Source organism: Pseudomonas sp. PLB05, from assembly GCF_021106615.1.
In the GTDB taxonomy this organism is placed as follows: Bacteria; Pseudomonadota; Gammaproteobacteria; order Pseudomonadales; family Pseudomonadaceae; genus Chryseomonas; species Chryseomonas benzopyrenica.
Genome location: NZ_JAJOHO010000002.1, coordinates 1 through 24,046, shown reverse-complemented (window position 1 = coordinate 24,046; position 24,046 = coordinate 1). Strand labels below are relative to the sequence as shown.

Annotated in this window: 20 protein-coding genes; 11 read left to right on the top strand and 9 right to left on the bottom strand. The window is 61.6% G+C overall.

Translation table 11 applies throughout. The features are described 5' to 3' along the window. Window positions 1-35 precede the first annotated feature (35 nt). The 7 genes from LRS53_RS06770 to LRS53_RS06740 all read right to left on the bottom strand — a co-directional run bounded on the left by LRS53_RS06770 (window position 36) and on the right by LRS53_RS06740 (window position 6,931). Window positions 36-875 carry a CsgG/HfaB family protein gene (locus tag LRS53_RS06770; protein ID WP_017641598.1) on the bottom strand — a complete coding sequence of 280 codons (840 nt, stop codon included), beginning with the start codon at window positions 873-875 and terminating at the stop codon, window positions 36-38. 15 nt (window positions 876-890) lie between these two features. Then, a complete protein-coding gene (locus LRS53_RS06765; protein WP_017641599.1) occupies window positions 891-1,298 on the bottom strand; it encodes a curli assembly protein CsgF in 408 nt (135 codons plus the stop codon). Beyond that, window positions 1,295-1,678 carry a curli production assembly/transport protein CsgE gene (csgE, locus tag LRS53_RS06760; protein ID WP_017641600.1) on the bottom strand — a complete coding sequence of 128 codons (384 nt, stop codon included), beginning with the start codon at window positions 1,676-1,678 and terminating at the stop codon, window positions 1,295-1,297. The genes LRS53_RS06765 and csgE overlap by 4 nt, the downstream gene beginning before the upstream one ends. Then, window positions 1,675-2,295 carry a helix-turn-helix transcriptional regulator gene (locus tag LRS53_RS06755; protein WP_231355428.1) on the bottom strand — a complete coding sequence of 207 codons (621 nt, stop codon included), beginning with the start codon at window positions 2,293-2,295 and terminating at the stop codon, window positions 1,675-1,677. Before LRS53_RS06755 ends, csgE begins: the two co-directional genes overlap by 4 nt. A gap of 227 nt (window positions 2,296-2,522) precedes the next feature. Then, entirely contained in the window at window positions 2,523-3,533 is a 1,011-nt protein-coding gene (locus LRS53_RS06750; RefSeq protein WP_231356100.1) for an SIS domain-containing protein, read from the bottom strand. A gap of 114 nt (window positions 3,534-3,647) precedes the next feature. Further along, on the bottom strand, window positions 3,648-5,084 hold the full coding sequence (locus tag LRS53_RS06745) for a sigma-54-dependent transcriptional regulator (protein WP_231355427.1): 1,437 nt from the start codon (window positions 5,082-5,084) through the stop codon (window positions 3,648-3,650). 32 nt (window positions 5,085-5,116) lie between these two features. Then, window positions 5,117-6,931 carry a sensor histidine kinase gene (locus tag LRS53_RS06740; RefSeq protein WP_017641604.1) on the bottom strand — a complete coding sequence of 605 codons (1,815 nt, stop codon included), beginning with the start codon at window positions 6,929-6,931 and terminating at the stop codon, window positions 5,117-5,119. A 198-nt stretch (window positions 6,932-7,129) separates the two neighbouring features. Between LRS53_RS06740 and LRS53_RS06735 the strand changes: the two genes are divergently transcribed. The 4 genes from LRS53_RS06735 (at window position 7,130) to LRS53_RS06720 (ending at window position 9,610) form a co-directional block, all read left to right on the top strand. Further along, entirely contained in the window at window positions 7,130-7,330 is a 201-nt protein-coding gene (locus tag LRS53_RS06735; protein WP_093253527.1) for a hypothetical protein, read from the top strand. 71 nt (window positions 7,331-7,401) lie between these two features. After that, window positions 7,402-7,650 carry a hypothetical protein gene (locus LRS53_RS06730; protein ID WP_231355426.1) on the top strand — a complete coding sequence of 83 codons (249 nt, stop codon included), beginning with the start codon at window positions 7,402-7,404 and terminating at the stop codon, window positions 7,648-7,650. Between the two features lie 108 nt (window positions 7,651-7,758). Next, window positions 7,759-9,090, top strand: a complete 1,332-nt coding sequence (gene hglS, locus LRS53_RS06725) for a 2-oxoadipate dioxygenase/decarboxylase HglS (RefSeq protein ID WP_231355425.1) — start codon at window positions 7,759-7,761, stop codon at window positions 9,088-9,090. A gap of 61 nt (window positions 9,091-9,151) precedes the next feature. Beyond that, window positions 9,152-9,610, top strand: coding sequence for an Lrp/AsnC family transcriptional regulator (locus LRS53_RS06720; protein WP_231355424.1), 459 nt, complete (start codon window positions 9,152-9,154; stop codon window positions 9,608-9,610). Window positions 9,611-9,620: 10 nt separating this feature from the next. Here LRS53_RS06720 and LRS53_RS06715 read toward each other — a convergent pair whose 3' ends face one another. Continuing rightward, the gene (locus LRS53_RS06715) at window positions 9,621-11,339 is read right to left on the bottom strand and encodes a cellulase family glycosylhydrolase (protein ID WP_231355423.1); all 1,719 of its coding nucleotides are present in this window, start codon (window positions 11,337-11,339) and stop codon (window positions 9,621-9,623) included. Window positions 11,340-12,211: 872 nt separating this feature from the next. Here LRS53_RS06715 and LRS53_RS06710 point away from each other — a divergent pair. The 7 genes from LRS53_RS06710 to LRS53_RS06680 are packed head-to-tail and all read left to right on the top strand — an operon-like array spanning window position 12,212 to window position 22,444. Continuing rightward, window positions 12,212-13,006: an ABC transporter permease gene (locus LRS53_RS06710; RefSeq protein WP_231355422.1), complete on the top strand. Its 795-nt coding sequence runs from the start codon at window positions 12,212-12,214 to the stop codon at window positions 13,004-13,006. After that, window positions 13,003-14,223, top strand: a complete 1,221-nt coding sequence (locus LRS53_RS06705; protein WP_231355421.1) for an ABC transporter ATP-binding protein — start codon at window positions 13,003-13,005, stop codon at window positions 14,221-14,223. The genes LRS53_RS06710 and LRS53_RS06705 overlap by 4 nt, the downstream gene beginning before the upstream one ends. Then, window positions 14,220-15,644, top strand: a complete 1,425-nt coding sequence (locus tag LRS53_RS06700) for an FkbM family methyltransferase (RefSeq protein ID WP_231355420.1) — start codon at window positions 14,220-14,222, stop codon at window positions 15,642-15,644. The genes LRS53_RS06705 and LRS53_RS06700 overlap by 4 nt, the downstream gene beginning before the upstream one ends. Beyond that, complete coding sequence (locus LRS53_RS06695; protein WP_231355419.1) at window positions 15,644-19,342, top strand: glycosyltransferase; 3,699 nt, start codon at window positions 15,644-15,646, stop codon at window positions 19,340-19,342. The genes LRS53_RS06700 and LRS53_RS06695 overlap by 1 nt, the downstream gene beginning before the upstream one ends. A gap of 17 nt (window positions 19,343-19,359) precedes the next feature. After that, window positions 19,360-20,391, top strand: a complete 1,032-nt coding sequence (gene gmd / locus LRS53_RS06690) for a GDP-mannose 4,6-dehydratase (protein ID WP_132832635.1) — start codon at window positions 19,360-19,362, stop codon at window positions 20,389-20,391. A 14-nt stretch (window positions 20,392-20,405) separates the two neighbouring features. After that, on the top strand, window positions 20,406-21,302 hold the full coding sequence (locus LRS53_RS06685; RefSeq protein ID WP_231355418.1) for an NAD-dependent epimerase/dehydratase family protein: 897 nt from the start codon (window positions 20,406-20,408) through the stop codon (window positions 21,300-21,302). Between the two features lie 5 nt (window positions 21,303-21,307). Beyond that, window positions 21,308-22,444 (top strand): glycosyltransferase family 4 protein, encoded by a 1,137-nt coding sequence (locus tag LRS53_RS06680; RefSeq protein WP_231356099.1) that lies wholly within the window; start codon window positions 21,308-21,310, stop codon window positions 22,442-22,444. A gap of 8 nt (window positions 22,445-22,452) precedes the next feature. Here LRS53_RS06680 and LRS53_RS06675 read toward each other — a convergent pair whose 3' ends face one another. After that, a complete protein-coding gene (locus tag LRS53_RS06675) occupies window positions 22,453-23,559 on the bottom strand; it encodes a glycosyltransferase (protein ID WP_231355417.1) in 1,107 nt (368 codons plus the stop codon). Window positions 23,560-24,046 lie beyond the last annotated feature (487 nt).

The window sequence follows — 24,046 nt, the reverse complement described above, 5'->3', positions numbered from 1 at the left end:
AGGGAGCGAATCCCGCGGGCCTCGCGGCTTAATCCCTAGCGCCGGGTCGGCTCCAGGTACTTGGTCAGCGCCGGATCCCGTGGATCACGTCCGTCCGCCACTAGCCATAGCCGCCGCTCGACGCCCTGGGCGACCAGATGGGCGACCGCCGCCTCGATGGCGGAGAGCACGCACAGCTGCGCCGGCTCGTTGGTGGTGTAGCCGGATTCGGCTTCGAGCAGCTTCTTGAATTCGATGAACTTGAAGACGCCGGCCTGGCGCCCGATGGAATAGATGGTCTTGGAAGTCATGACATTGGCCAGCACCCGGCCGCTGCGGGTGTCGATGGCGCGCAGATTGACCGTGACCTGATCCACCCGGTACTCCTCGGACAGGCCGATGCCCAGGTAGCGCGCCCCTTCGCCGCCGCTGCGGACGTTGGTGTCATAGGCCACCACGCCGCCTTCCAGCAGCAGGTTGGCCGCCTGCAGCGACGGCAGCGCCTGCTGCAGATTCTCCGGCAGGTCCGGCTTGTTCTGGGTGGCGCGGATGATCTTGCGTTCGGTCAGCAGATTTTGCAGACCCTCGCGTTCGAGCACTACGAACCAGCCACTGGCCTGCAGGGCGTCCACCAGCATGCTGCCGGCGCCCTGGGTCACAGCGGTGGAAAAGGAACTGGCCGGATTGGGCTTGTACTGCCCGGTCTGGTCGCGGAAGCCGTAGACGGCGGCCACCAGCGGTCCCTTGGGTGGCGGCAGCGCCAGCAGGTCGTAGTAGGTGGAGGCGCGCGGCGTCAGGGTCGGAGCGGCGTTCTGTTCGGCGGGCATGGGGTCGCGCACGCAGCCGGTCAGGACGAGGGCGGCGGTCAGGGCCGCCGCCAGGGAAAAGGCGTTCATGGCAGGCATCCGTGCTCAGGGTTGGTTGAAGCCGTTGACGGAGATTTCCGAAATCTCCCCGGTCCCGCGGTCGGTGATCTGCACGGTCAGGTTGCCGGAGTCGTCGACGATGTTGACGATGAACTGGTCGGTGGACAGGGTGCCCGAGTTGCCGTCCTTGATGTCGGTCAGCACCTGGGACAGCAGCCGCGATTCCAGCTGGCTGGTGAAGCGCTCCAGGGGCGACTGGCTGCTGGCGCTGCTGCGCAGGTCGGGATCCTTGTGACGATCCTGGGCGGTGGCGTTGTTCAGCAGGTAGGTGCCATTGAGCGGATTGCCGCCAAAGGACGGATTCACCGGCGAGTAGACCAGCTCGGTCGCCAGGGCCGGGGCGACGCCCAGGGTGCAGAGCAGGGGCAGGGCCTTCCAGGCGTGCGCGTTCATAACTCGTCCTTTTCCATGTCGAAAGTGTCCTGCAGCAGGTTTTCCAGGCGCCGGCGGGTGATGCCCTCGTGGACCTGATCCGCGGCGGCGTAGGCGGCATCCTTGAGTTCGCTGTTGTTGGGCGGAATGAACTGCCGATAGAGCAGCCGCTGCTCGTACTCCACCCAGACCAGGCTGCCCCAGCGCGCCGAGGGCCGTTCGCGCACCACCAGGTTGAAGTCCAGGTCGGTGGTGTCGGTGAGGCGGTCGGCGAAGTGGCGATAGAAGTCGTGGCCGAAGCGGGAGATGGTGTTGTCCACCAGCAGTCCCTGAATGATGTCGCCCTCGGCCCGCAGCGGGCCGGCCAGCAACAGCCCGAGCAGCAGCCAGGCGGCTTTCATCCCGGCAGATCCTGCCCGGCATGGAAGCGCAACGCCGCCTCGGCGCGGTTGGCGGCGCCGGTCTTGCGCAACAGGTTGTGCATGTGGCTCTTGACCGTGTGGGTGCTCAGGCACAGCGCCTCGCCGATGGCGGCGTTGGACAACCCGCGGCCGACCAGCCGGAGGATCTCCCGCTCGCGGCGGGTCAGGCCGTCGGCGGCGATGCTGGGGCGCTCACGAGAGCGGCGCAGCAGGTGGGCCAGGATGGCGCGGGGCAGCCAGTCCTCGCCGGCCAGCAGCGCACCGAGCCCTTGCAGCAACTGGTCGCGGCTGGCCTGGGGGGCGAACACGCCCTGGATGGCGGGAAAGCGCTCGACCCAGGGCAGGGCCTGTTCGACGCTGGCATTGAGAAAGGCCACGGTGACCGCCGGCGCCAGGCCTTCCAACCAGCGTTCCAGTGACGCCTCGGGCACGCTGCCGAGATCGACCAGCACCAGGCTGGTCTCGCCGGCCGCTTCCAGCTCGCGAGCGCAGCTCAGCTCGATGCCGTGGCGTTCTTCCAGAAAGGGTTTGAGCAATTCCGCCAGGAGGACGTTTCTCGTCGTCAGGCAGACCTTGCTCGCAGGTATCGCGCGCATGTCCATATGGGCTGTCTCATCATCCGTTGCGCGCACGCTGAGACAAATCGCCGGGAGCGACAAGAAAAAATTGACCGATTTCCAGCGACTTACCGGCTCTGTGGACCGCTTGGCAGATTGCCCGTCGATCAGCCGACGGCAGCTAGCTCCAAAGACTTAGCTCTCTGGATGGAGCGGGAAATCCAGGCGCTCCGAAGGCGGCAGCGCCTGGACGCTCGAGCGCGGCCTCAGCGGGTGAGGGTGACCTTGCGCAGATGGCGCGGCTGGTCTGGATCCTGCCCGCGGGCTTCGGCCAGCAGCGCAGCCATGCGATAGAAACTCTGGATCGCCAGCAGGCCGTCCAGGTCCGGATGGCCGGCGGCGGCGAGGGGCAGATCGCGCTCGGCGACCTCGTCCGGGGCGGCCAGCAGCACCCGGGCACCGCGGCCGCGCAAGTCCCGCGCCAGTTGCAGCAGGCCGGCCTGCTCGGGGCCACGCAGGGCAAAGATCAGCAGCGGATAGCCATGTTCCACCAGTGCCAGGGGGCCGTGCTGCAATTCGGCGCCACTGAAGGCCTCGCCCTGCAGCGCCGAGGTTTCCTTTAGCTTGAGCGCGGCCTCCTGGGCGATGGCGAATCCGGGTCCGCGGCCCACCACCATGCAGCGTTCGGCGTCGCGCAGCACCGGCAGCGCCGGCGCCCAGCTCAGCTCGGCCGCGCGATCCAGCGCCGCGGGCAAGGCGGCGCCGGCGGCGAGCAGGGTTTCGTCCTGCTGCCAGTGGGCGATCAACCGGGCCGCGGCGGCCAGGGTGGCGATGAAACTCTTGGTGGCGGCGACGCTGTGTTCGGGACCGGCCTGCACGCCGATGGCGTGGCGACAGGCCAGGGCCAGGGGCGAGTCGATCTCGTTGACCAGGGCCGCGGTGCGGGCGCCGTAGCGATCCAACGCCGAGAGGGTCTCGATCAGATCGGGACTGCGCCCGGATTGGGAAAAGCCCAGGGCGAGCTGCCCTTCGACGCGCAGTGGTGCCTGGCGCAGGGTCACCAGCGACGGCGGCAGGGACAGCACCGGCAGCCCCAGGTGGGCCATGGCCAGGTAGGCGAAATAGCTGGCCGCATGGTCCGAACTGCCACGCGCCACGGTCAGCGCCAGCTGCGGCGGCTGGGCTCTGAGGTCGTCGGCCAGGGCCGCCAGGGCCTGGTCGATGGTCGCCAGTTGGCGAGCGACCGCCGCACCGCTGGCGGCGGCTTCTGCGAGCATGAGCGAGGTCAAGAGGGTCTCCTTGCGCGAACGCCTGTTACACGACGTCTGTTGCATGACGCCTGAGTCCCTTACTCTGCCACTCCCGGTCAGGCGCGACCAGCCGACCTTGGCCTAGTCGCCTTCGTCCGCCGCACCGCCGGTGAATTGCAGGTCATGCTTGCGCAGCTTGTCGGACAGCGTCTTGCGCGGCAGGCCCAGGGCTTCGGCCAGGCTGCGCAGGGAGGCGTGGGGCCGGGCCAGTTCGCGCTGAATGAGTTCGCGCTCGAAGGCCTCGACCTGCTCGCCCAGCCCGGCGGCCAGGGCGGCCGTGGCGGGCGCTGCCGCCACGGTGGCAGCGGCCACGGGCGGCGCCGCCATGGGCGCCAGGGGCGCATAGGCGCTGTTGTCCAGGGCCAGCTCCAGGCCCAGGGCGAAGCGTTCGGCGGCGTTCTGCAATTCGCGCACGTTACCCGGCCAGCTGTGGGCGATCAGCGCCGCGCGCTGCTCGGCATCGGCCTCGCGCACCGGCGTGCCATGGCGCTCGGCGGCGGCCAGGGCGAAATGGCGGAACAGCGGCAGGATGTCCTCGCTGCGCTCGCGCAGGGCGGGGATGCGCAGGGTGGCGACATTGAGCCGGTAGTAGAGGTCGGCACGGAAGCGGCCCTGGTCGGCAGCCTGGCGCAGGTCTTCCTTGGTGGCGGCGACCACCCGGATATCCAGCGGGATCTGCTGGTTGGAGCCGAGGCGCTCGACCTTGCGCTCCTGCAGCAGGCGCAGCAGCTTGACCTGGACATCCAGGCTCATGCTCTCGATCTCGTCGAGAAAGAGGGTGCCACCGCTGGCGTATTCGAACTTGCCGATGCGTCTTTTCTGGGCGCCGGTGAAGGCGCCCTGTTCGTGGCCGAAGAGTTCGCTCTCCACCACGGATTCGGCGAGAGCACCGGCGTTGATGGCGACGAAGGGGCCGTCGCGGCGATTCGACAGGTCGTGCAGGGCACGCGCCACCACCTCCTTGCCGGCGCCCGTCTCGCCATGAATGAGCACATCGGCCTGGGTCGCGGCGAGGGCGCCGATCTGGTCACGCAGCCGGGCCATGCCCGGGGTCTGGCCGATCAGCCGGGTCTGCAGTTCATGGCGCTCGGCCAGGGCCAGGCGCAGGCTGCGGTTCTCCAGCACCAGATGGCGGGCGCCCAGGGCACGGCGCACGCTGTCGATCAGGGCGTCGTTGGCGAAGGGCTTTTCCAGGAAGTCGTAGGCCCCGGCGCGCATGGCCTGCACCGCCAGGGGCACGTCGCCATGGCCGGTGATCAGCACCACCGGCAATTCGGCGTCACGCTGGTGCAACTGGGCCAGCAACTCCAGGCCATCGATGCCAGGCATGCGGATATCGCTGACCACCACCCCGGGCCAATCGCGCACGGCCGCCAGCTCCAGGTCCCGGGCATCGACCAGGGTCGTCACCTTGAAGCCGGCCAGGTCCAGGGTCTGGCTCAGTGCCAGGCGCAGGTGGGCGTCGTCGTCGATCAGCAGGATCTGGCTGGCGGGATCGAAGGGGGGCAGGGCGTTCATGACTAGGACCTAAGGTAGAGGGGCTAAGGTGTTCAACCGCGGACTTCTTCCTGGGGCACCGAGGCGACCCCCGGCTTGCCATGCAACAGGTAAAGGCGCACCTCGGCACCGCCATCGCCATGGTTGGACAGGTGCAGATGGCCACCCAGGGTACGCAACAGGTTATCGCAGATCGCCAGGCCCAGGCCGAGGCCCTGGGCGGTGGCCTTGGTGGTGAAGAAGGGTTCGTGGGCGCGGGCCAGGGCCTCGCTGGAAAAGCCCGGACCGTTGTCTCTCAGGATCAGCGTCACGCCGCGCTCGTCGATGCTGGTCGTCAGCCACAGTCGGCGGGTGCTGGTCTTTTCCGCCAGGGCGTCGAGGGCATTGCTCAGCAGATTGCTGATGATCTGCCGCAAGCGGGTTTCGCCGGCCTGCACCCATAGCGGCGCATCGGGCAGGTCGCGGATCAGCTCCACCTGCATGGCCCGGCGCCGCGCGGCGACCAGCGCCAGGGCGTCTTCCAGGGCGCCCTGCAGGACCACGCTCTCCGGCGCGCGGCGGGCGCCGCGGGCATAGGCCTTGAGGTGGGCGATGATGTTGGCCATCCGCGTGGTCAGCTCGCCGATCAGCTTGAGATTGCCGCGGGCGTCGTCCAGGCGATCGTGGTCGAGCAGCACGACGGCGTTTTCCGTGTAGCTGCGAATGGCCGCCAGCGGCTGGTTGAGTTCGTGGCTGATGCTGGCCGACATGGTCCCCAGCGCCGACAGCTTGCCCGCCTGCACGGCTTCGTCCTGGGCGCGCATGAGTTCGCGCTGGGCCTGTTCGCGGTCGTGGACCTCCTGTTGCAACCGGGCGTTGAGCGTCTGCAGGTCGCGGGTGCGTTCCTCCACGCTCAGCTCCAGGTCACGCTTGGCCCGGGCATCCAGCGCCAGGCGCTCGATGAAGTGGCGCCGCCGCAGGGTCATGACCACCAGCAACAGCAGCAGCGCCAGCAGGGTCGCCGCGCCGACATAGAGGGCACTGCGCACCTGGCGCTCGACCATCTCCCGTGGTGCCAGGATCCGGGCGGTCCAGCCCACCTCGTCGAGGTTGCGGGTCTGGGTCAGCCAGTCGCCAGGCACCAGGGTCAGGGGGGCGGGATTGGTGGTGGGGTAGGGCCGGTTGGCATTGACCTGCTCGCGCTGGCGCTCGTCCAGCGGATGGGTGGCGCGAAAGCGCCAGGCATCGTGTGAGGTAAGGATGACCACGCCCAGGTCATCGGTCACCAGCAGTTGCTCGGGGGCGTTGCCCCAAAGCCGTTCCGCGCTGTCCAGATCGACCTTGACCACCACCACACCAATGGCCCGCGCGCCGTCGCGCACGGCGGCGGCAAAGTAGTAGCCGCGCTTGCTGGAGGTGGTGCCGAGGCCGAAGAAGCGCCCCGGCTGGCCTTGCATGGCCGCCTTGTAATAGGGCCGGAAGGAAAAGTCGCGGCCGACGAAGCTGTCTGGCTGGCGATAGTTGGAACTGGACAGGCAGGTGCCGTCATCCTGCATCAGGTAAATGACATCGGCCCCGGTCCGCTGGCGAATGTCTTCCAGCATCTGGCTGGCGGCGTCCTGGGCGCTGCCGTCGCCTTGTCCTTCCAGGGCATGGCGCAGCACCGGCAGATCGCCCAACAGGTCCGGCAGCACCTCGTAGCGCCGCAGGGTGCCCAGCAGGTTGGCGACATAGAGGTCCAGCGTCTGGCCGTTCTGCTCGGCCAGTTGCGCCTCGTAATAGTGCTGGGCCGCATAGCGCAGCGGAATCAGCAGCAGCGTCAGACCCAGGGCCAAGAGCAGCAGACTGCTCCAGCGGGGACGCTTGGGTAGGTGAGGACTCTTGGGCATGCGCGGCTACGATGAGGGGGCGTTCCGGCATTATGCCCAAGCCGGGCCCTCGGCGAAGAGATCGCCAGACTGTTAACGCCTTGGCAGTCGACTGAAATGTCTTGTTACCGATAGCCCTGGCTGTGGAAAGGGACACGGTTTTACCAGGCGAAAGGCGGCTAACTGAGGCTGCAATCAGCCACCGAAGGAGTGACTTCCATGAAAAGCACCACCCTCTGCCTGACCCTCGCCGGCCTGCTGGCCACCTCCGCCGCCTTCGCCCAGACGGCGCCGGCCGATCCGGCAGCGCCGCCTGCCGCGACGAGCAACAGCCCGGCCAAGACCGGCAAGCAGGCCACTACCCACCACAAGAAGGTGGCCCACAAGAAGGTCCATAAGGCCAGCACCAGCGGCAGCTGATCCGCGGTGCGGCACCTCCCCGCGGGGGAGGTGCCTAATAGGGAGTGAATCCGTCCAGAGGAGTCCTCCCCATGCGCCCGTTCCCCCTGCTTCCCGCCCTGATCCTGGGCCTCAGCCTGTCCGGCGCCGTCCTGGCCCAGACCAGTCCGACCAATCCCCCGGCCACTCCCGCGCGGCCCGATCCCACCAGCAGCCATGGCATGGAAAAGGCGCCCAGCACCGGTGTCGGTGCGGCCGACAATGGCTCCAGCAGCGGTTCGGGCAGTGATACCGGCACCGACCACGTGAAGAAGCCCAAGACCCAGCACAGGGATCATTGAGGCATCCCGCCCATTCCCCCGGGGAATGATCCAATGAGCAAAGATCGCTTGAGCAGCCCGCGTGGGCATGTCGAAATCGGCTTCTAGCCTGAGCCAGGAGCCGCTCCCATGACCGCCGCGTCGCTGCTTTCCCCGGACTTGATCCGCACCCGCTTTTCCCAGGCCATGTCGGCGATGTACCGCCAGGAGGTGCCCCAGTACGGCACCCTGCTGGAATTGGTCGCCGAGGTGAACGCCGGACAACCGGGCTTCGCCGGAGACTCCGCGGAGCGCCTGGATCTGGAGCGCCATGGTGCCATTCGCGTCGGCACCGCCGCCGAACTGGCCACCCTGCGCCGCCTGTTCGCCGTGATGGGCATGCAGCCGGTCGGCTACTACGACCTCAGCGTGGCCGGGGTACCGGTGCATTCCACCGCCTTCCGCCCGGTCGCGCCGGCCGCCCTGCAGATCAATCCCTTCCGCGTCTTCACCTCGCTGTTGCGCCTGGAGCTGATCGAAGACGCCGAGCTGCGCCAGCTGGCCGAAAAGGTCCTGAACGAGCGCCGCATCTTCAGCCCGGGCGTGCTGGAACTGATCGAGCGTGCCGAAGCCCAGGGCGGGCTGACGGATGCCGAAGCCGCTGCCTTCGTCCAGGAAGCCCTGGAGACCTTTCGCTGGCACCGCGAGGCCAATGTCGACGCCAGCCTCTATCAGCGCCTGCACGACGCCCATCGGCTGATCGCCGACGTGGTCTGCTTCAAGGGTCCGCACATCAACCACCTGACCCCGCGCACCCTCGACATCGACGCCGTCCAGGCCCGGATGCCCGCCCGGGGCATCGCGCCCAAGGAAACCATCGAGGGCCCGCCCCGCCGCCAGTGCCCCATCCTGCTGCGGCAGACCAGCTTCAAGGCGCTGGAAGAACCCATCCTGTTCCAGGGCGAGGTCCAGGGTTCGCACACGGCGCGCTTCGGCGAGATCGAGCAGCGCGGCATCGCCCTCACGCCGGCCGGTCGCCAGCGCTACGACGAGCTGCTGCAGGAGGTCCGCCAGCGCAGCAAGGCGGCCGGCAGTGACTACGCAACGGTATTGGCCGAGGTGTTCCAGGCACTGCCCGACAACTGGGATGAGCTGCGCCGCCAGGGCCTGGCCTGGTTCCGCTATCGCGTGGCGTCCGGCAGCCAACCGGCTAGCGATAGCCGCGATCCCGACGCCCTGATCGCCGCCGGCCAGCTCCTCGCCGATCCCATCACCTACGAAGACTTCCTGCCGGTCAGCGCCGCGGGCATCTTCCAGTCCAACCTGGGGGCCGGCAGCCAGCAGGAATACCAGAGCGGCGGCAATCGCGCCGCCTTCGAAGCCGCCCTGGGCGCCCCAGTGCTCGACGAGATGGCGCTGTACGAACGCCAGCAGCAGGAATCCCTGGACACCGCCCTGGCTGCCCTCGGCCGCCCCGCCTAGAATGTCGGCTCCCGCGTCGGCGGCCTCCGGCCCCGACGCCCGCCCCCGGCAGGCAGCCACGATGTTCACCAAACTCGATCCGACCGACTGGCAGCTCATCCACCTGCTGCAACAGAATGCCCGCGCTTCCAACGCCACCCTGGCCCGCCAGCTGGGCCTGGCACGCACCACCGTGGTCACCCGCCTGGCGCGCCTGGAGCGTGATGGCATCATCCAGGGCTACGGCCTGCGCCTGGGCTCGGAACTGGAACAGGCCGCCGTACGCGCCTACTGCGCCATCAGCGTCCTGCCGCGCAGTACCGCCGGCGTCATCCGCGCCCTGGAAAAGATGGTCGAGGTCGAGGAAGTCTCCTCGGTCAGCGGCCAGTTCGACTACCTGGCCTTCCTGCGCTGTACCACCCACGAAAAGCTCGACGACCTGCTCGACCGCATCGGTAACCTCGACGGGGTCAAGCAGACCCAGACCTCGATCATCCTGAATCGGAAGATCGATCGGCGGGGTGGGGCTGGGGCCGCCTAGACACGCCTTGTCAGGATTGCCGGCTGCGGTATTCGGCACTGCCTTTGATTGCGGTAGCCACATCGTCCAACGTCATGGCGCCACTGGTGACCTGTGATGTCCAAGTCTTCAATCCACTATTATCGGCGTCTCGTCCCAAGAAGCTTTGATAGAGCTGATGTATAGAGGCCTGAGTGTGAGCTACACCCTCGGCGCTGCCGGCAATGGCTGCTTTGACCATTGCTAAGTTCATGCTGCCGTCGGATATTCGTTGCACCCAGTAGCTCAAGCCTTCCTTGTCAGCAGGGCGGCCAAGAAAGGAAATATAAAGCTGGTTGAGCGTTACCTGGAGATTTCCTTGATACTCCACGCTACCAATAAGTGCTGCGGCGACAGAGTTGGTGGTCATGGCTCCGCTGTTTAGCAGGCCAGCCCAATAACTAAGGCCTGCGCTATCCGCGCTGCGTCCCAAATAGCTCTGGTAAAGTTTCTCTACCGTAATGCGGTTTTGATATTCCGTACTGAGAATGATGCTGTTGATAACACCAGCCAGCGTTAGGTTTCCATTTGCTATCTGACTAGACCAATACGTCAGCCCGGCTGGGTCGGCTTCTCGACCTAGATAATCTCGATAGACTCCTGCAATTTCCTGGGTATGGCTCGAACCCTGCGTTACACTCGGGATCTGGCTGGTGACTGCTATAGGGCCTATTCTGGAACAGCTGGAATCATCGAGATATTGTTTTAGAACTGCCCACTGTGGTCGATCCACGCCATTGATAGGCTCCACAGCAAGATTATAATTTGCCCAGCCTGGGCCGGCCGCCCAATAGGTTGCCGGAATACAATTTTGTTTCAGGTAGGCCAGCATCCGACCCATGATGACATTCCAGCGTGGATCACTGTCCGGTACGCCAAATTCCCCAATCATGCCGTGTTTGCCGTTTTTCTTAAGCCACTCCACGAAGGGCCTTACTCGCTCAACGCCATAATTGTCCGGATACGCGTTAGCGCTAGGGTTAGCGTAGTTGCCACCTCCGCCCTCCCCGTCGAAATAGGTATGCGCTTGGAATATCAGGTTGTCGGCAGGATCCTTTAGGGCGAGCAGGTTATCGTTCCATTGAGGCCAGCGAGTCGCTTCCGCCCAGCCATTGCCTTCGATCATGACGGGGCGCTTGGAGTCGATCGACCTTATGGCATTGATGGCGGCTTGAGCAGCTACTACCCACTGGGCTACTGCGTCATGAGGTTCGTTCATGACGTCGTATGCAAAAAGGGAGGGTTGAGGACTCCAGCGTTGCGCAATCCGTGTCATTACATCTTGGTAATGTGCATAGGAAACATTGCCTGTACCTATCACGACGCCTCGATAGCGCATGTAGTTATGCAAATCTAAGATGATTTTCATGCCGTACTTGTTGGCATAGCCGAAGGTGCGGTCGATCAGGGCTGCATAGGTGGGATCCAGTGCGCCACCAAGGGTGGGTTGCAAGCGCTCCCAGATGATCGGGAAGCGAATCAGCTTTACTCCGCGTGCACTCCATTGGCTAAAATAAGCCTCTACTGGAAAGATGTAATGGGTTCCGTTGACTCCGGGCAGGACTCGGGCTGCAAAGCCGGCACCCGATAGGTTCAGACCCACCAGAGGTATCCCCTCAGCACGAGCCGGCTCGACCTTGCCAAAGAGTGCGCAACTGGCGACCAGGATCGCTAGTGCAAGGGAGAAAAACCGAGGGGTGAGGGCTTTCATCGGTGCCAATCGCCATAGTCAGTAGAGGACGCGGAAGCGGAGCGGATGTCGACGGGCCGCCTGGTCTCAGGCAGCGCGATCTTTTCTCCGAGCCGTGGTCGTGATATCTGACGCTTTGGCGGATTCTTTAGACGAAGGCGATGAGCGGGATTTCAAGCGCCATGTTGTCAGCGGGGCAAATCCAGAACAAACGCTGTGCAGTCTATACGAGCGCTGTCCCACCGACCGACGCTACCTGGACCCATTGGCCAGACGTCGTTTAATCGAACAAAGAATTCCTCGCAGGCCTGACGATGGCCAGAATCACGCTGGGCGCTCCGGGTACTCTGGCAAACTTATGGTCGGCTACTAGGTCTGAGCGACCTCTGAAGCCGTATCGTGAGATCGATGGCTATCTCAAAAAGCGCGGTTCATCAGACCTGTGGCGCGCAAACCTGTAGAATCCCGTCCTGTTTTCGTGCAGGGCAGTGCGTCAGGGACACAGGGCTTGCCCGGTGCTCAGGGCTCACACCGTTCCACATCACCGCCGGCGATAGATAGCCTTTAGACTCATGTGCGACCTAGCCTTGTTGTTCACCCTACTGATCGCGATGTCGGCTACTCGCTCGAGTCCTAATGAGGAAAGCCTCTCCGGGCATCTGTCCGTCTGCCCAGATACCAAGCCGACCGCGGTCCCGGTCCCGTCGATGCCTCCCTGGCTCGCCAAGGCAGTCAATCCAGTGGTCGCCCGGACCTGCTCGTTTAAGCGCCGAGCGAGTGAGTCAACCTTTTCCTGGCCTGCTCGGTGAGGCAGGTATCAGCGGCCAATCAGTTTTTCGCGAAGACGCATGACGCTCTAGAGAGTCGTATTCGCTGCAAATGAAGGAGCAAAAATGGGTGGCATACTGAGAAGTATTTATATGTATAGAGGCTTCATCATGTCCTCTATACGCAATGAGTTTGTCAGCCGGTTTTCCAGGAGCCGTTTAGGCGGTGTCTGGATGGTTATTCATCCCTTGGTGCAGGTGGCAATCTATGCGCTAATTCTATCGAATTTGCTCGCCGCGAAGTTGCCAGGCATTGATAACAAATATGCTTATGCCATGTATTTGATGGCCGGCATCCTGGCCTGGACGCTGTTCTCTGAAATCGTCGGTCGTTGTCTTACCGTGTTTATCGACAACGGTGGCCTCATCAAGAAGATGCGTTTTCCCCGAATTACCCTGCCGGTAATCGTGGTGGGGTCATGCCTGATAAACTACGCCATCCTTCTTGTGTGCATCCTGGTGGTTTTCGTATTGATGGGAAATCGACCGGGATTGGAAATCCTCTGGATCTTTCCGATGACGGTGTTCGTCGTTGCTCTGGCGGTGGGCATCGGCTTGCTGCTTGGCGTGCTCAATGTCTTTATCAGAGACATTGGTCAGGTAGTTCCTATCTTCTTGCAGGTGCTTTTTTGGTTTACTCCGATTGTTTATCCGTTGAACGTGATACCGGAAAGCGTTAAGAATCTGGTCGCCTACAATCCGATGTACAAGATCGTCGGGGGTTACCACGATATTCTGGTCTATGGAAAGGTTCCAGGTATTGAAGGCATGTTGTCGGCCTTTCTGATTTCCCTGGCGCTGATGGCGCTCGGCCTCTTCGTGTTTCGCCGGGCCGCGCCCGAGATGGTGGATGCGCTATGAGTCTCATGCAGGTTTCCGGGATAGGTAAGGCCTACCGCAACTATCGCTCGGAGTGGCAGAGGTTTGCCCGCTGGTTTGGCATGAAGACAGTACCTGCTGAAGAGGTGTGGGTATTGAAGAATGTCAACTTTACGATCGAGGCCGGACAGGCGATCGGTATCGTTGGCCAGAACGGAGCCGGCAAGTCGACGCTGCTTAAAATGATCACCGGTACCCTCCAGCCTACCGAAGGCAGCATTAAGGTGAATGGCCGAATTGCGGCCATTCTCGAACTTGGGATGGGCTTCAATCCCGAGCTGACGGGCCGGCAAAATGCTTATCACGCGGCAGGGCTCATGGGCTATTCGGCGGAACAGATCCGTAAGGTGATGCCCAATATCTATGAATTCGCCGAAATTGGTCATTACTTCGATGAAGCGGTAAGAACCTATTCGAGCGGCATGCAAATGCGTGTGGCATTTGCGGTCGCAACCGCATTCCGCCCGGAAATTCTCATCGTGGACGAAGCGCTGTCAGTAGGCGATGCCTATTTCCAGCACAAGAGTTTCAATCGAATTAAGGAATTTCAGGAGCAGGGGACGACGCTGCTCATCGTATCGCATGATCGGGCTTCAATTCAGGTTCTATGCGATCGCGCCATTCTGCTGGAAAAAGGTACTGTCATCAAAGATGGTGCGCCGGAGGAAGTCATGGACTTCTACAATGCTCTGATCGCTGAAAAGGAAAATAGCACAGTACAGATCAAGCAGATGGCCGATGGTAGAACGCAGACTGTTTCGGGAACTGGCGAAATTACGGTCGAAGAAATAGCCATTCTGAACGCCGCTGGAGCCCCCATCGAATACGTGGATGTAGGTCAGCCGGTTACCTTGAGAATCGTGGCTCGCGCCCATCAGGACGTCGAACGCTTGGTGCTAGGTTACGGCATCAAGGACCGGCTTGGTCAAGTCATGTACGGCACTAATACCCATCTCAAGGATCAGGCGCTTGACAACGTCAAAGCGGGTGAGTGCGTCGAATTCAAGGTCGCCTTCGACATGAATCTCGGTCCAGGAAGTTACTCCGTTCAAACTGCGCTGTGCAGTACGGATACTCATCTGGTCAACAATTATGAGTGGCGCGACATGGCGCTTGTGTTCAATGTCATGAATGTCGACAAGCATCACTTTGCGGGTTGTGCCTGGATGGACCCAGTGATCGAGGTGACCGTGGCATGACATTCGTCTCTTATGCGCAAAACTTCGAAGACGTCTTATTGTGGCGGGCGCTGAAGGGCATCAAGCATGGTTTCTACATCGACATCGGCGCCCAAGATCCGATTGTCGATTCGGTCAGCTTCGCCTTTTACCGCAATGGCTGGCGCGGCGTTCACGTCGAGCCTACGCCGCAGTACGCGGCGCTGCTGGAAAAGGAACGCCCTGACGAGACCGTGGAGCGGTTGGCTATAGGCACTCCCGAAGGGAGCATGACCTTTTTCCAGATTCCAGATACCGGGCTCTCCACCGCGGACGTTGCAATCGCCGATCGTCATCGGCAGGCAGGTTGCGCCGTCGTCGAAACCCAGGTTGAGGTGCTAGGCCTGGACACGCTGCTTGACCGCTATGACTACAAGGTCGTGCATTGGCTGAAGGTCGATGTTGAAGGCTTCGAGAAGCAGGTACTCGAGAGTTGGAAGTCTTCGCCAGTCAGACCGTGGATATTACTGATCGAAAGCACTGCGCCTGGAACCCAAACGCAGACCCATGCCGCCTGGGAAGCGATGGTCTTGGAAAAGGGTTATCACTACGCCTATTTCGACGGATTGAATCGCTACTACGTGCACGAGAGCCGCTCAGGCCTTCTCGATCACTTTCAGGTGCCGGTCAGTATCTTTGATGAGTTCTTTCTCAGTGGAACAGCTTCGCAGCCCTACTATGGCCTGCTCAAAGGGCAACTGCAGGAAGTCGCTCATGAGAAAGAGCGGCTGCAGCAACTGTCCGAGCAGCAAGAAGCCGAACTGCTGGCGGCGCGAACTCGTATCGAGACCCTCGCAACCGAGGTCCCGGTGCTGGATGCACGCGCCGCCGCGGTCGAGGCTGCAAAGGTCGATCTTGAATACGTCATTGCTCAGATGACATCTGAACTGGCGCAGAGCAAGGACGAGACGGCGCTGTTGAATGAGCGGCTCAATGAATCGTTGGGCAACGCGCATCATTGGTGGCGTCGCGCGGTCGATGCTGAAGCTCGAGTAACAGCGATTCATGCAAGCAGCTCGTGGCAGCTTACCCGGCCTTGGCGTTTCGCCGGGAGACTGGGACACCGCCTTTCTCGTAGGCTCTTGAGGGGGAGCCCCGCCGACGGCTCCGCGGCGAAGGCGGCCATTCGCAAGAGTCTGGCCTATGCTTTGTCTTGGCTGTATCGCCATCCGCGCCTGCTGAAGACGCTTTCGGCGACCCTGCGCAAGACTCCCTTTCTACACGGCGTCATGCGCAAGCTGCATCGTCGCTTCGTTGCCAGTCCGACATCGCCTGCGCAGTCCCAGCACCTTTACGATAATGAGACCCCGCCACTGGACCGTGACGAACTCACCTCTGGAGCGCGGCACATTCTCGCGTTACTGGATGCAAGGCAAGGCTCGAACACGAAGGATATCGGCTGATGCGGGTAGTTATTGATTTGCAAGCGGCGCAAGCGGAGAACCGCAAGCGCGGGATCGGGCGCTATGCGCTGTCCCTGGTCGAAGGCCTCATCAAGGCTGGCGGCGGATACGAGATTATCCTGCTGCTGTCGGATGCCTTTCCCGAGACCATCGCGCCCCTCAGGAAGCATTTTGTCGAGCTGCTGCCGGCCGAAAACCTGCGTGTATGGACGGCGCCGAGACATACGGCCTTTCTACACGAAAGTACCGAGCAGCAGCGCCAGGCGGCGGAGTGGGTCAGAGAGGCATTCATCATCAGCCTCAATCCCAGCTTGGTACTGGTGCTCAGCCTGTTCGAAGGACTGGTGGACGATGCCGTGACCAGCATAGGCATGCTGGATAGCACTGTGCCTACTGTGGTTGTGCTGTACGATCTCATTCCGTTGATCAACAGATCCGTCTACCTGGAAAACCCCAAGGTCGAGCGCTGGTATGAAAGCAAGCTGAATCACCTGCGCAGAGCCGCTCGGGTGTTGTCCATTTCGGATTCCTCCCGGCGCGAGGCGCTGGATTTTCTCGGGCTGCCACCAGAAAGTGTCGTTAATATCTCTACGGCTGCGGACGCAGGCTTCGTGCCGCAACAACTGGCCGATGAGGCGCGGGCGCTGTTGCTGGAACGTTATGCGCTCAAGCGCGAATTCTTGCTTTACACCGGTGGCATCGATCACCGCAAGAATATCGAGCGGCTGATTGAGAGCTACGCCAAACTGTCCCAGGTAGTAAGAAACGACCATCAGCTGGCCATTGTCTGCTCTATCCATGAACAGGATCGGCAGCGCCTGACAGGGTTGGCCAAGCGGGTGGGCCTAGCCGATGACGAGCTGGTTTTCACCGGTTATGTCCCCGAGGCAGACCTTGTCGCGCTCTACAGCACCTGCAAGGCCTTTGTCTTTCCTTCCTGGCACGAAGGCTTCGGCTTGCCTGCACTCGAAGCCATGAGTTGCGGCAAGGCCGTGATCGCGGCCAATACCTCCAGCTTGCCTGAAGTGATAGGTCGCGCGGATGCACTATTCGATCCTTATGACACCGACGCGATGGCGCGGAAGATCGAACAGGTATTGCTTGATGGAGACTTTCGCCGTGACCTCGAGCGCCATGCGACCAAGCAGAGCCAAGCCTTCTCCTGGGCGGCCACGGCGACGCGTACCTGGCAAGCTATTAATCCTCTGATCCAGGCGCAGACCGAGACCCTGCCCAGGGGCGGTGCCGCACGCCCTCGGCTAGCTTATTTTTCGCCTCTGCCGCCTGCGCGAAGCGGCATCAGCGACTACAGCGCCGAGTTAATCCCGGACCTGAGTCGACATTACGAGATCGATCTCATTACCGATCAGCCCGCTATCGATGGGACCGGTATCACGTCCATCTGTCCGATCCGGTCGGTGGAGTGGTTCATCCGGCACGCTGGCCGCTATGACCGTATCCTCTATCACTTCGGTAATTCGCTGCTACACGAACAGATGTTCCCGCTGTTGCAGCGCTTTCCTGGCGTGGTCGTCCTCCATGACTTTTTCCTGTCGGGAGTCGTAGCCCATCTCGAAGCCCACGGGCTGGTACCCGGACTATGGGTGCAGTCGCTGTATCGCTCTCACGGCTATGCGGCGGTCCAGAACCGCTTTAACGCGCAAGACACCGCAGACGTCGTCTGGCGTTATCCCTGCAACCTGCCCGTGCTGGAAAACGCTCTGGGCGTGATTGTGCACTCCGATAGTTCGCGACGTATGGCAAAGGACTGGTACGGCGTGGCAGCCGGAGCCGACTGGTCGATTATTCCTTTGCTGCGCGAGCCGTCGCGGCAGGGCGGGAAAGATCTGGGCGAGATTCGTCGCTCCTTGGGGTTCGCCCCGGACGATTTCATCGTCGCAAGCTTTGGCTTGCTGGGACCGACCAAGCTCAATGACCGCTTGCTGGATGCCTGGAATCGATCGTCACTGTCGAAGGAGCGCTCTTGCTATCTGGTCTTCGTGGGCGAAAATGCCGCAAATGACTATGGAAAGAGCATCGAGCGAAAGATTGCGAACAGCAGTCAGCCGGCCAACATCAAGATCGCCGGTTGGACCGATGCGACAGTATTCAAGAGTTACCTGAGCATTGCAGATGTAGGCGTACAGCTCAGAACGCTCTCGCGTGGGGAGACGTCGGCGTCTGCATTGGATTGCCTTAATTACGGCATCCCTCTGGTCGTGAATGCCAATGGCAGCATGGCGGATCTGCCGGACGACTCTACGATCAAGCTCGCGGACGATTTTACCGACGACGCCTTGATCGACGCGTTGGAACGCCTGTGGCGGGACGCCGGGCTGCGACAATCGTTAGCGACCCGTGGTCAGCAGACCGTGCATCAGGATCACGCTCCGCGGGCGTGTGCCGATCGCTACTGGCAGAGTATCGAGCGCTTTTACGAGCGCGGCAATGCAGTCGGCAAGTTGGTGGCACGCCTTGCGCAGTCGGACATCACCTCTACGAATCTGCACATTGATGTCGCTCGCTCCTTCGACTATTCGTATCGCTCCCCTTATCACCAGCGGCAGTTACTGGTTGATATCTCCGAACTCGTCCAGCGCGACGTGGGGAGCGGAATTCAGCGAGTCGTCCGCGGTATCCTGGGAGAATGGATGCGCAATCCGCCCGCGGGAATACGCATCGAGCCGGTCTACGCCACCATCGGCAAGCCGGGTTACCGCTATGCACGGCGCTTCTCGTTGAGGTTCCTAAGCTGCCCAGATGCGAATCTGCAGGACGACCCAGTATCGGCCAAGGCCGGCGATGTCTTCTTCGGTCTGGATTTACAGCCTACCGTGGTGCGGGAGCAGGAGGGTTATTACCAGGCCCTGCATCGCGCAGGCGTCAGGCTTTCATTCCTGGTTCACGATCTTCTTCCTATTACGATGCCCGAGTGCTTCTTGCCGGGCGCCCCAGATATCTTCAAGCAATGGCTGAAGATCATCGGTCAGTTCGATGGCTTAGTCTGCGTCTCTGCTGCCACTGCGGCAGCGGTTCGTGAAATGATGCCTACCCTTGGCTTCACCGTCGAAAATCTCCCGAAGCTGGCCGTTTCTCATAATGGCGGCGACATAGGCAACTCCACGCCCACCACGGGCCTGCCACCCGATGCGTCCCAGCGCCTGGCTGCCATACGGGGCACGACGAGTTTCCTGATGGTGGGGACGCTGGAGCCGCGCAAGGCTCACACGCAGGTCCTTGAGGCGATGGAGCAACTGTGGCGCGATGGGCTTAACTGTATCTTGGTCATCGTCGGTAAGTCGGGCTGGATGGTCGAGGACCTAGTTAGTCGCCTGAGCGCTCACCCTGAACTGAATCGGAGATTGTTCTGGTTCGACTCCATCAGTGACGAGTATCTGGAGCAGCTCTATTCGAGCTGTGATGCCTTGATAGCCGCGTCGCTGGACGAAGGCTTCGGATTGCCGTTGATCGAGGCGGCACAGCACGAGCTGCCGATAATTGCGCGGGACATTCCTGTATTTCGGGAAGTTGCCGGTGAGCACGCTTTCTATTTCAAGGCTGATAATGCATCTGAACTCGCCAGTGCGCTTGTGGAATGGAGCAGGCTGAGCAAGGACAATAGTCAGCCGATGTCCCGTGATATGCCTTGGCTATCATGGAAAACAAGTGCCGATAATCTACTGAAAACCCTAATTTGAAGCGTGAGATTTCAACGATGAAAGCAATCATTACCGGCATCACGGGCCAAGACGGCGCCTACCTGGCCCAACTGCTGCTGGAGAAAGGCTATACCGTCTACGGTACCTATCGCCGTACCAGCTCGGTCAACTTTTGGCGCATCGAAGAAGTAGGTGTCGCCGGCCATCCCAATCTGCACCTGGTCGAGTACGACCTGACCGATCTGTCCGCTAGCATCCGTCTGCTGCAGACCACCGAGGCGACCGAGGTGTACAACCTCGCTGCCCAGAGCTTCGTGGGCGTTTCCTTCGACCAGCCGGTAACCACCGCTGAAATCACCGGTGTCGGTCCGGTGAACCTGCTCGAAGCCATCCGCATCGTCAATCCGAAGATCCGCTTCTACCAGGCATCCACTTCGGAGATGTTCGGTAAGGTCCAGGCGATTCCGCAGATCGAGAGCACGCCTTTCTATCCGCGCAGCCCCTACGGCGTGGCCAAGCTCTATGCCCACTGGATGACCATCAACTACCGCGAGTCCTACGGCATCTTCGGCACCAGCGGCATTCTCTTCAACCACGAATCCCCGCTGCGTGGCCGGGAGTTCGTGACCCGCAAGATCACCGACAGCATCGCCAAGATCAAGCTGGGCAAGCTGGACGTGCTGGAGCTGGGCAACCTCGACGCCAAGCGCGACTGGGGCTTCGCCAAGGAATATGTCGAGGGCATGTGGCGCATGCTGCAGGCCGACAAGCCGGACACCTATGTACTGGCCACCAACCGCACCGAGACCGTGCGTGACTTCGTCAGCCTGGCGGCCAAGGCCGTGGATATCCAGCTGGAGTGGAAGGGCGAAGCGGACAAGGAAGAAGGCTACTGCACCCGTAGCGGCAAGAAGGTCGTGGCCGTGAATCCGAAATTCCACCGTCCCGCTGAAGTGGATCTGCTGATCGGCGATCCCGAGAAGGCCAAGCGCGAGCTGGGTTGGGAGCCCAAGACCACCCTGGAGCAGCTCTGCCAGATGATGGTCGAGGCTGACCTGCGTCGCAACGAACAAGGCTTCTCGTTCTAACTAAGGGGATAGGCATGCCAACCGCTCTGGTTACAGGCGCATCGGGCTTCACGGGACGCTATCTGATCCAGGCGCTCAAGGCGCGGGGATTCAAGGTAGTCGGATTCGGTAGTGGTACTACCGATGCGGATGTCACCCTGGCATGCGATCTCACCGACAAGGCAACGGTCGTCGCTGCCGTAGCTCAGGTGCAACCGGACTGGGTCATCCATCTGGCGGCGCTGGCCTTTGTCGGGCATGCCGACCAGGAAGCCTTCTATCGGGTGAACCTGTTCGGCACCTTGAATTTGCTGGAGGCGCTGGGCGCTCTCGCGCGTCAACCTCGACGGGTGCTGATTGCCAGTAGCGCCAACATCTATGGAACTCCGGGCATCGAAGTGATCGATGAGTCGGTTTGTCCGGCGCCGGTTAATCACTACGCCTGTAGCAAGCTGGCCATGGAGCATATGGTCGCTACCTGGTACGACCGTCTGAACATCGTCGTCACTCGGCCATTCAACTACACCGGGCCAGGCCAGGACGAGCGCTTTCTCATCCCCAAGATCGTTGGCCATTTTGCCCGCGGCGAACGCGTGATCGAGCTGGGTAACCTGGACGTGAGTCGGGACTTTTCCGATGTTCGCGACCTTGCGCAGGCTTACCTGGGTCTACTGGACAGCGACCATCGCTCCAGTCCCGTCAACGTCTGCTCGGGCAGGGCAACGGCGCTACGCACCATCATCGAGATGATGGAACGTATTGCCGGTTACTCGATAGAGGTCCGGGTCAACCCGGCCTTCGTTCGGGCTAACGAGATTCCGACGCTCCGTGGCAGTGACGCATACCTGCGCAAGATCGTGGGGGCCAGGGAGCTGATCTCGCTGGAGCGAACGCTTGAAGATCTGTACCGGTCTTTGAGGAGCGTCCGTTGACGGCATTGAAAGTCGGACTGGGCAGCACGGTCTGGTCTTCTGGGGTAGCCAAGGGGCATCTCGATGGGATCGGCATCTATACCCAGTCCTTGTCCCAAGCGTTCACAAGCCGCTCAGACGTCCGGATTCGTCCCTACACCTTTGGCGTAGACACCCCGTCTCTGGATTGCGGCGTACCTGTCAGCCTGGCACCGCACTTTCCCAAGTTCGTCCTGAAGAACGCGTTGCTCGGCGCCGATCACAAGGTCGACCAGCGCCTGGCGAACGAAGTCGATATCTTCCACGCGCCTGATCATCATATTCCTCGGCTCAAGAACGTGGCGATGGTGGCCAGCGTGATGGACCTGATTCCGCAGATTCATCCTGAGTGGGTCACGCTCAAGCTGCGCAGATTGAAGAACTGGCTGTTCAACCAGAGCGTGGGCTGGGCCGATCAGGTCATCACCATCTCGGAGTACAGCAAGAGAGACATCGTCAGACTGCTGGGCATTGCGGAAGAGCGGGTCCATGTCACGCCACTCGGCGTGGACGGGCACTACTTCAGCCGGCAATCCGACGCCGCGCGCCAGGAGGCACTGCGCAAGCATGGCCTGGAGCCAGGCTTCTTCCTCTTTGTCGGTACCCTGCAACCGCGCAAGAATCTTGCGGCTGTTCTTGCAGCTCATTCCCAGCTACCCGAGGCGCTGCGCAAGCGGCATCCCCTGGTCGTGGTCGGTCGTAACGGCTGGCGCGCCGAGACCCTGGTCGAGGAACTGCGTGCTCTGGAAGCTAGAGGCGAAGGCAAATGGCTGGAGTATCTGCCCCAGGATGAAGTCATCGCCTTGCTGCAGAGTGCGGCGGCTCTGGTGTTCATGTCGTTGTTCGAAGGCTTTGGTCTGCCGGCCATTGAAGCCTTCGCCGCGCGGTGTCCCGTGATCTGCTCCAACACGACGTCGCTGCCGGAAGTGGTCGGCGATGCGGCCCTGCAGGCTGATCCATACGACTCCAAGGCCATAACCCAGGCCATGCTGGAAGTCCTCGACGATCCCTTGGCTGTTAGCCAACGAGTGGAAGAGGGCGAGCGCCGCGCTCGCGACTACACCTGGGGCGCCTGCGCTGCTCGGACGCTAGAGGTGTATCGCCTCGCCCTGCAAGGTCGCTAGGCTGTCACTCAGGCCAGGGCTTCGCGATAGACCTCGATGAGCTTGCTGGCCATGATCTCGCTGCGAAAATGCGTCTCGAAGCGTGCCCGTGCGGCTTGCCCGTAGCGGGTGCGTAGCTCGGCATCCTCCCACATTTTCATCAGCCCCTCACGCAAAGCCGCAGGCTCCGGTGGCACACCGATCCCTGTCTGCCCGTTGAGGTTGATCTCACTCATGCCCGAGCCGATCTCGCAACTGAGCATGGGTTTGCCGTACATGGCCGCTTCCAGCAGCGCCATGCCAAAGGCCTCGGAACGCAGGTGCGAAGGAAACACGAAGCTCTCGCAACCTGCGTAGAGCGCCGCCAGGTCTTCTTCGCTCTGACGTCCCAGAAAATGGCAATTTCTGAGGCCCAGCCGCTTGCATTGCGCTCGCAGCGCTTCACCTTCCGGGCCGGCACCCACGATCGCCAGGGGGTAATCCAGCCCCTGGAGCGCTTCGAGCAACAGATGCAGACCTTTGTAATAGCGCAACACCCCTACGAACAGCAGATAGCGCGGTCCGAGGCGCTGGCGCCAGCTCGCGAGCCGCTGCGGATCAGCTTCTGGATAGCTGGCAGGATCGAGGCCATAGGGAATCACCCGGACCTTCGTACCTAAACGCTGCAGGGCAGGGCTGGATTGGCGATAGGGTTCGGTGGCCGCTATGACGCAGGTTGCGTTGCCCAGGAAGCGTTGCATCAGGGGCGTATACAGCTTGAGCAGATGGCGTTGCTTGACGATGTCCGAGTGATAGCTCACCACATAGGGTTTGCCAGGTCGCGTCAACAGCTGCAAGACGTCCATGAACGGCCAGGGAAAATGAAAATGTACCAGGTCGGCAGCGCGGGCCTCCTCGGCGAAGGCTCGAAAAGCGGCCAAGGAGAGACCCGTAGAAGCCAGGTCGACATCCTGTTTGACGCGACGGACAGGAATGCCATCCACCTCCAGGCACTCCGGGGCAGGATGCTTGCTGAGCGTCAGGATTCGGTGATCGATTCCAAAGCCCCTCGTGGCCAGGCACATCTGGCGAATGACGTGTTCGATTCCGCCATGGGTGTCGGGTAGATAGGTCTTGAAGACATGCAGAATACGCACGATCGATCTGGGCTCAAAAGGAACGCACCCTAGCACAGGTGTCTAGTATGCAGTTTCCGGTTCTAGTGATAGGGATTTCAAACTTGTGGGGCGGCACACCCTTTTTTATGGCTTTTTGCTATCAAAGCCATTGAACTTTTCTACCGAACGGTAGTGGCTGGCATACGAATTGACATTGAGATTTAACGAAATTGGCCTATTCTGACCTCGTCAAGAAGCTGGCGCTGTCACACAAAAGGTGTGATATGGTTGGCACTTGACCAAGGCTCGGATGCACCTATCCGGGACTGCTAAGGAAATCGGTCACGGGCATTATGGATCAAATGGACGATTCACCCTTCACCTTCAAGACTCGGCTGCGGGTTCTACCCCGTTAGCACGGACACTTTCGAGTAAGCTCATACCGAGCTGAAGGAGTGTTCATGAAGCGCAAGAAATACAGTCCTGAATTCAAGCGGGAAGCCATCGAGTTGGTTCGTCGTTCAGG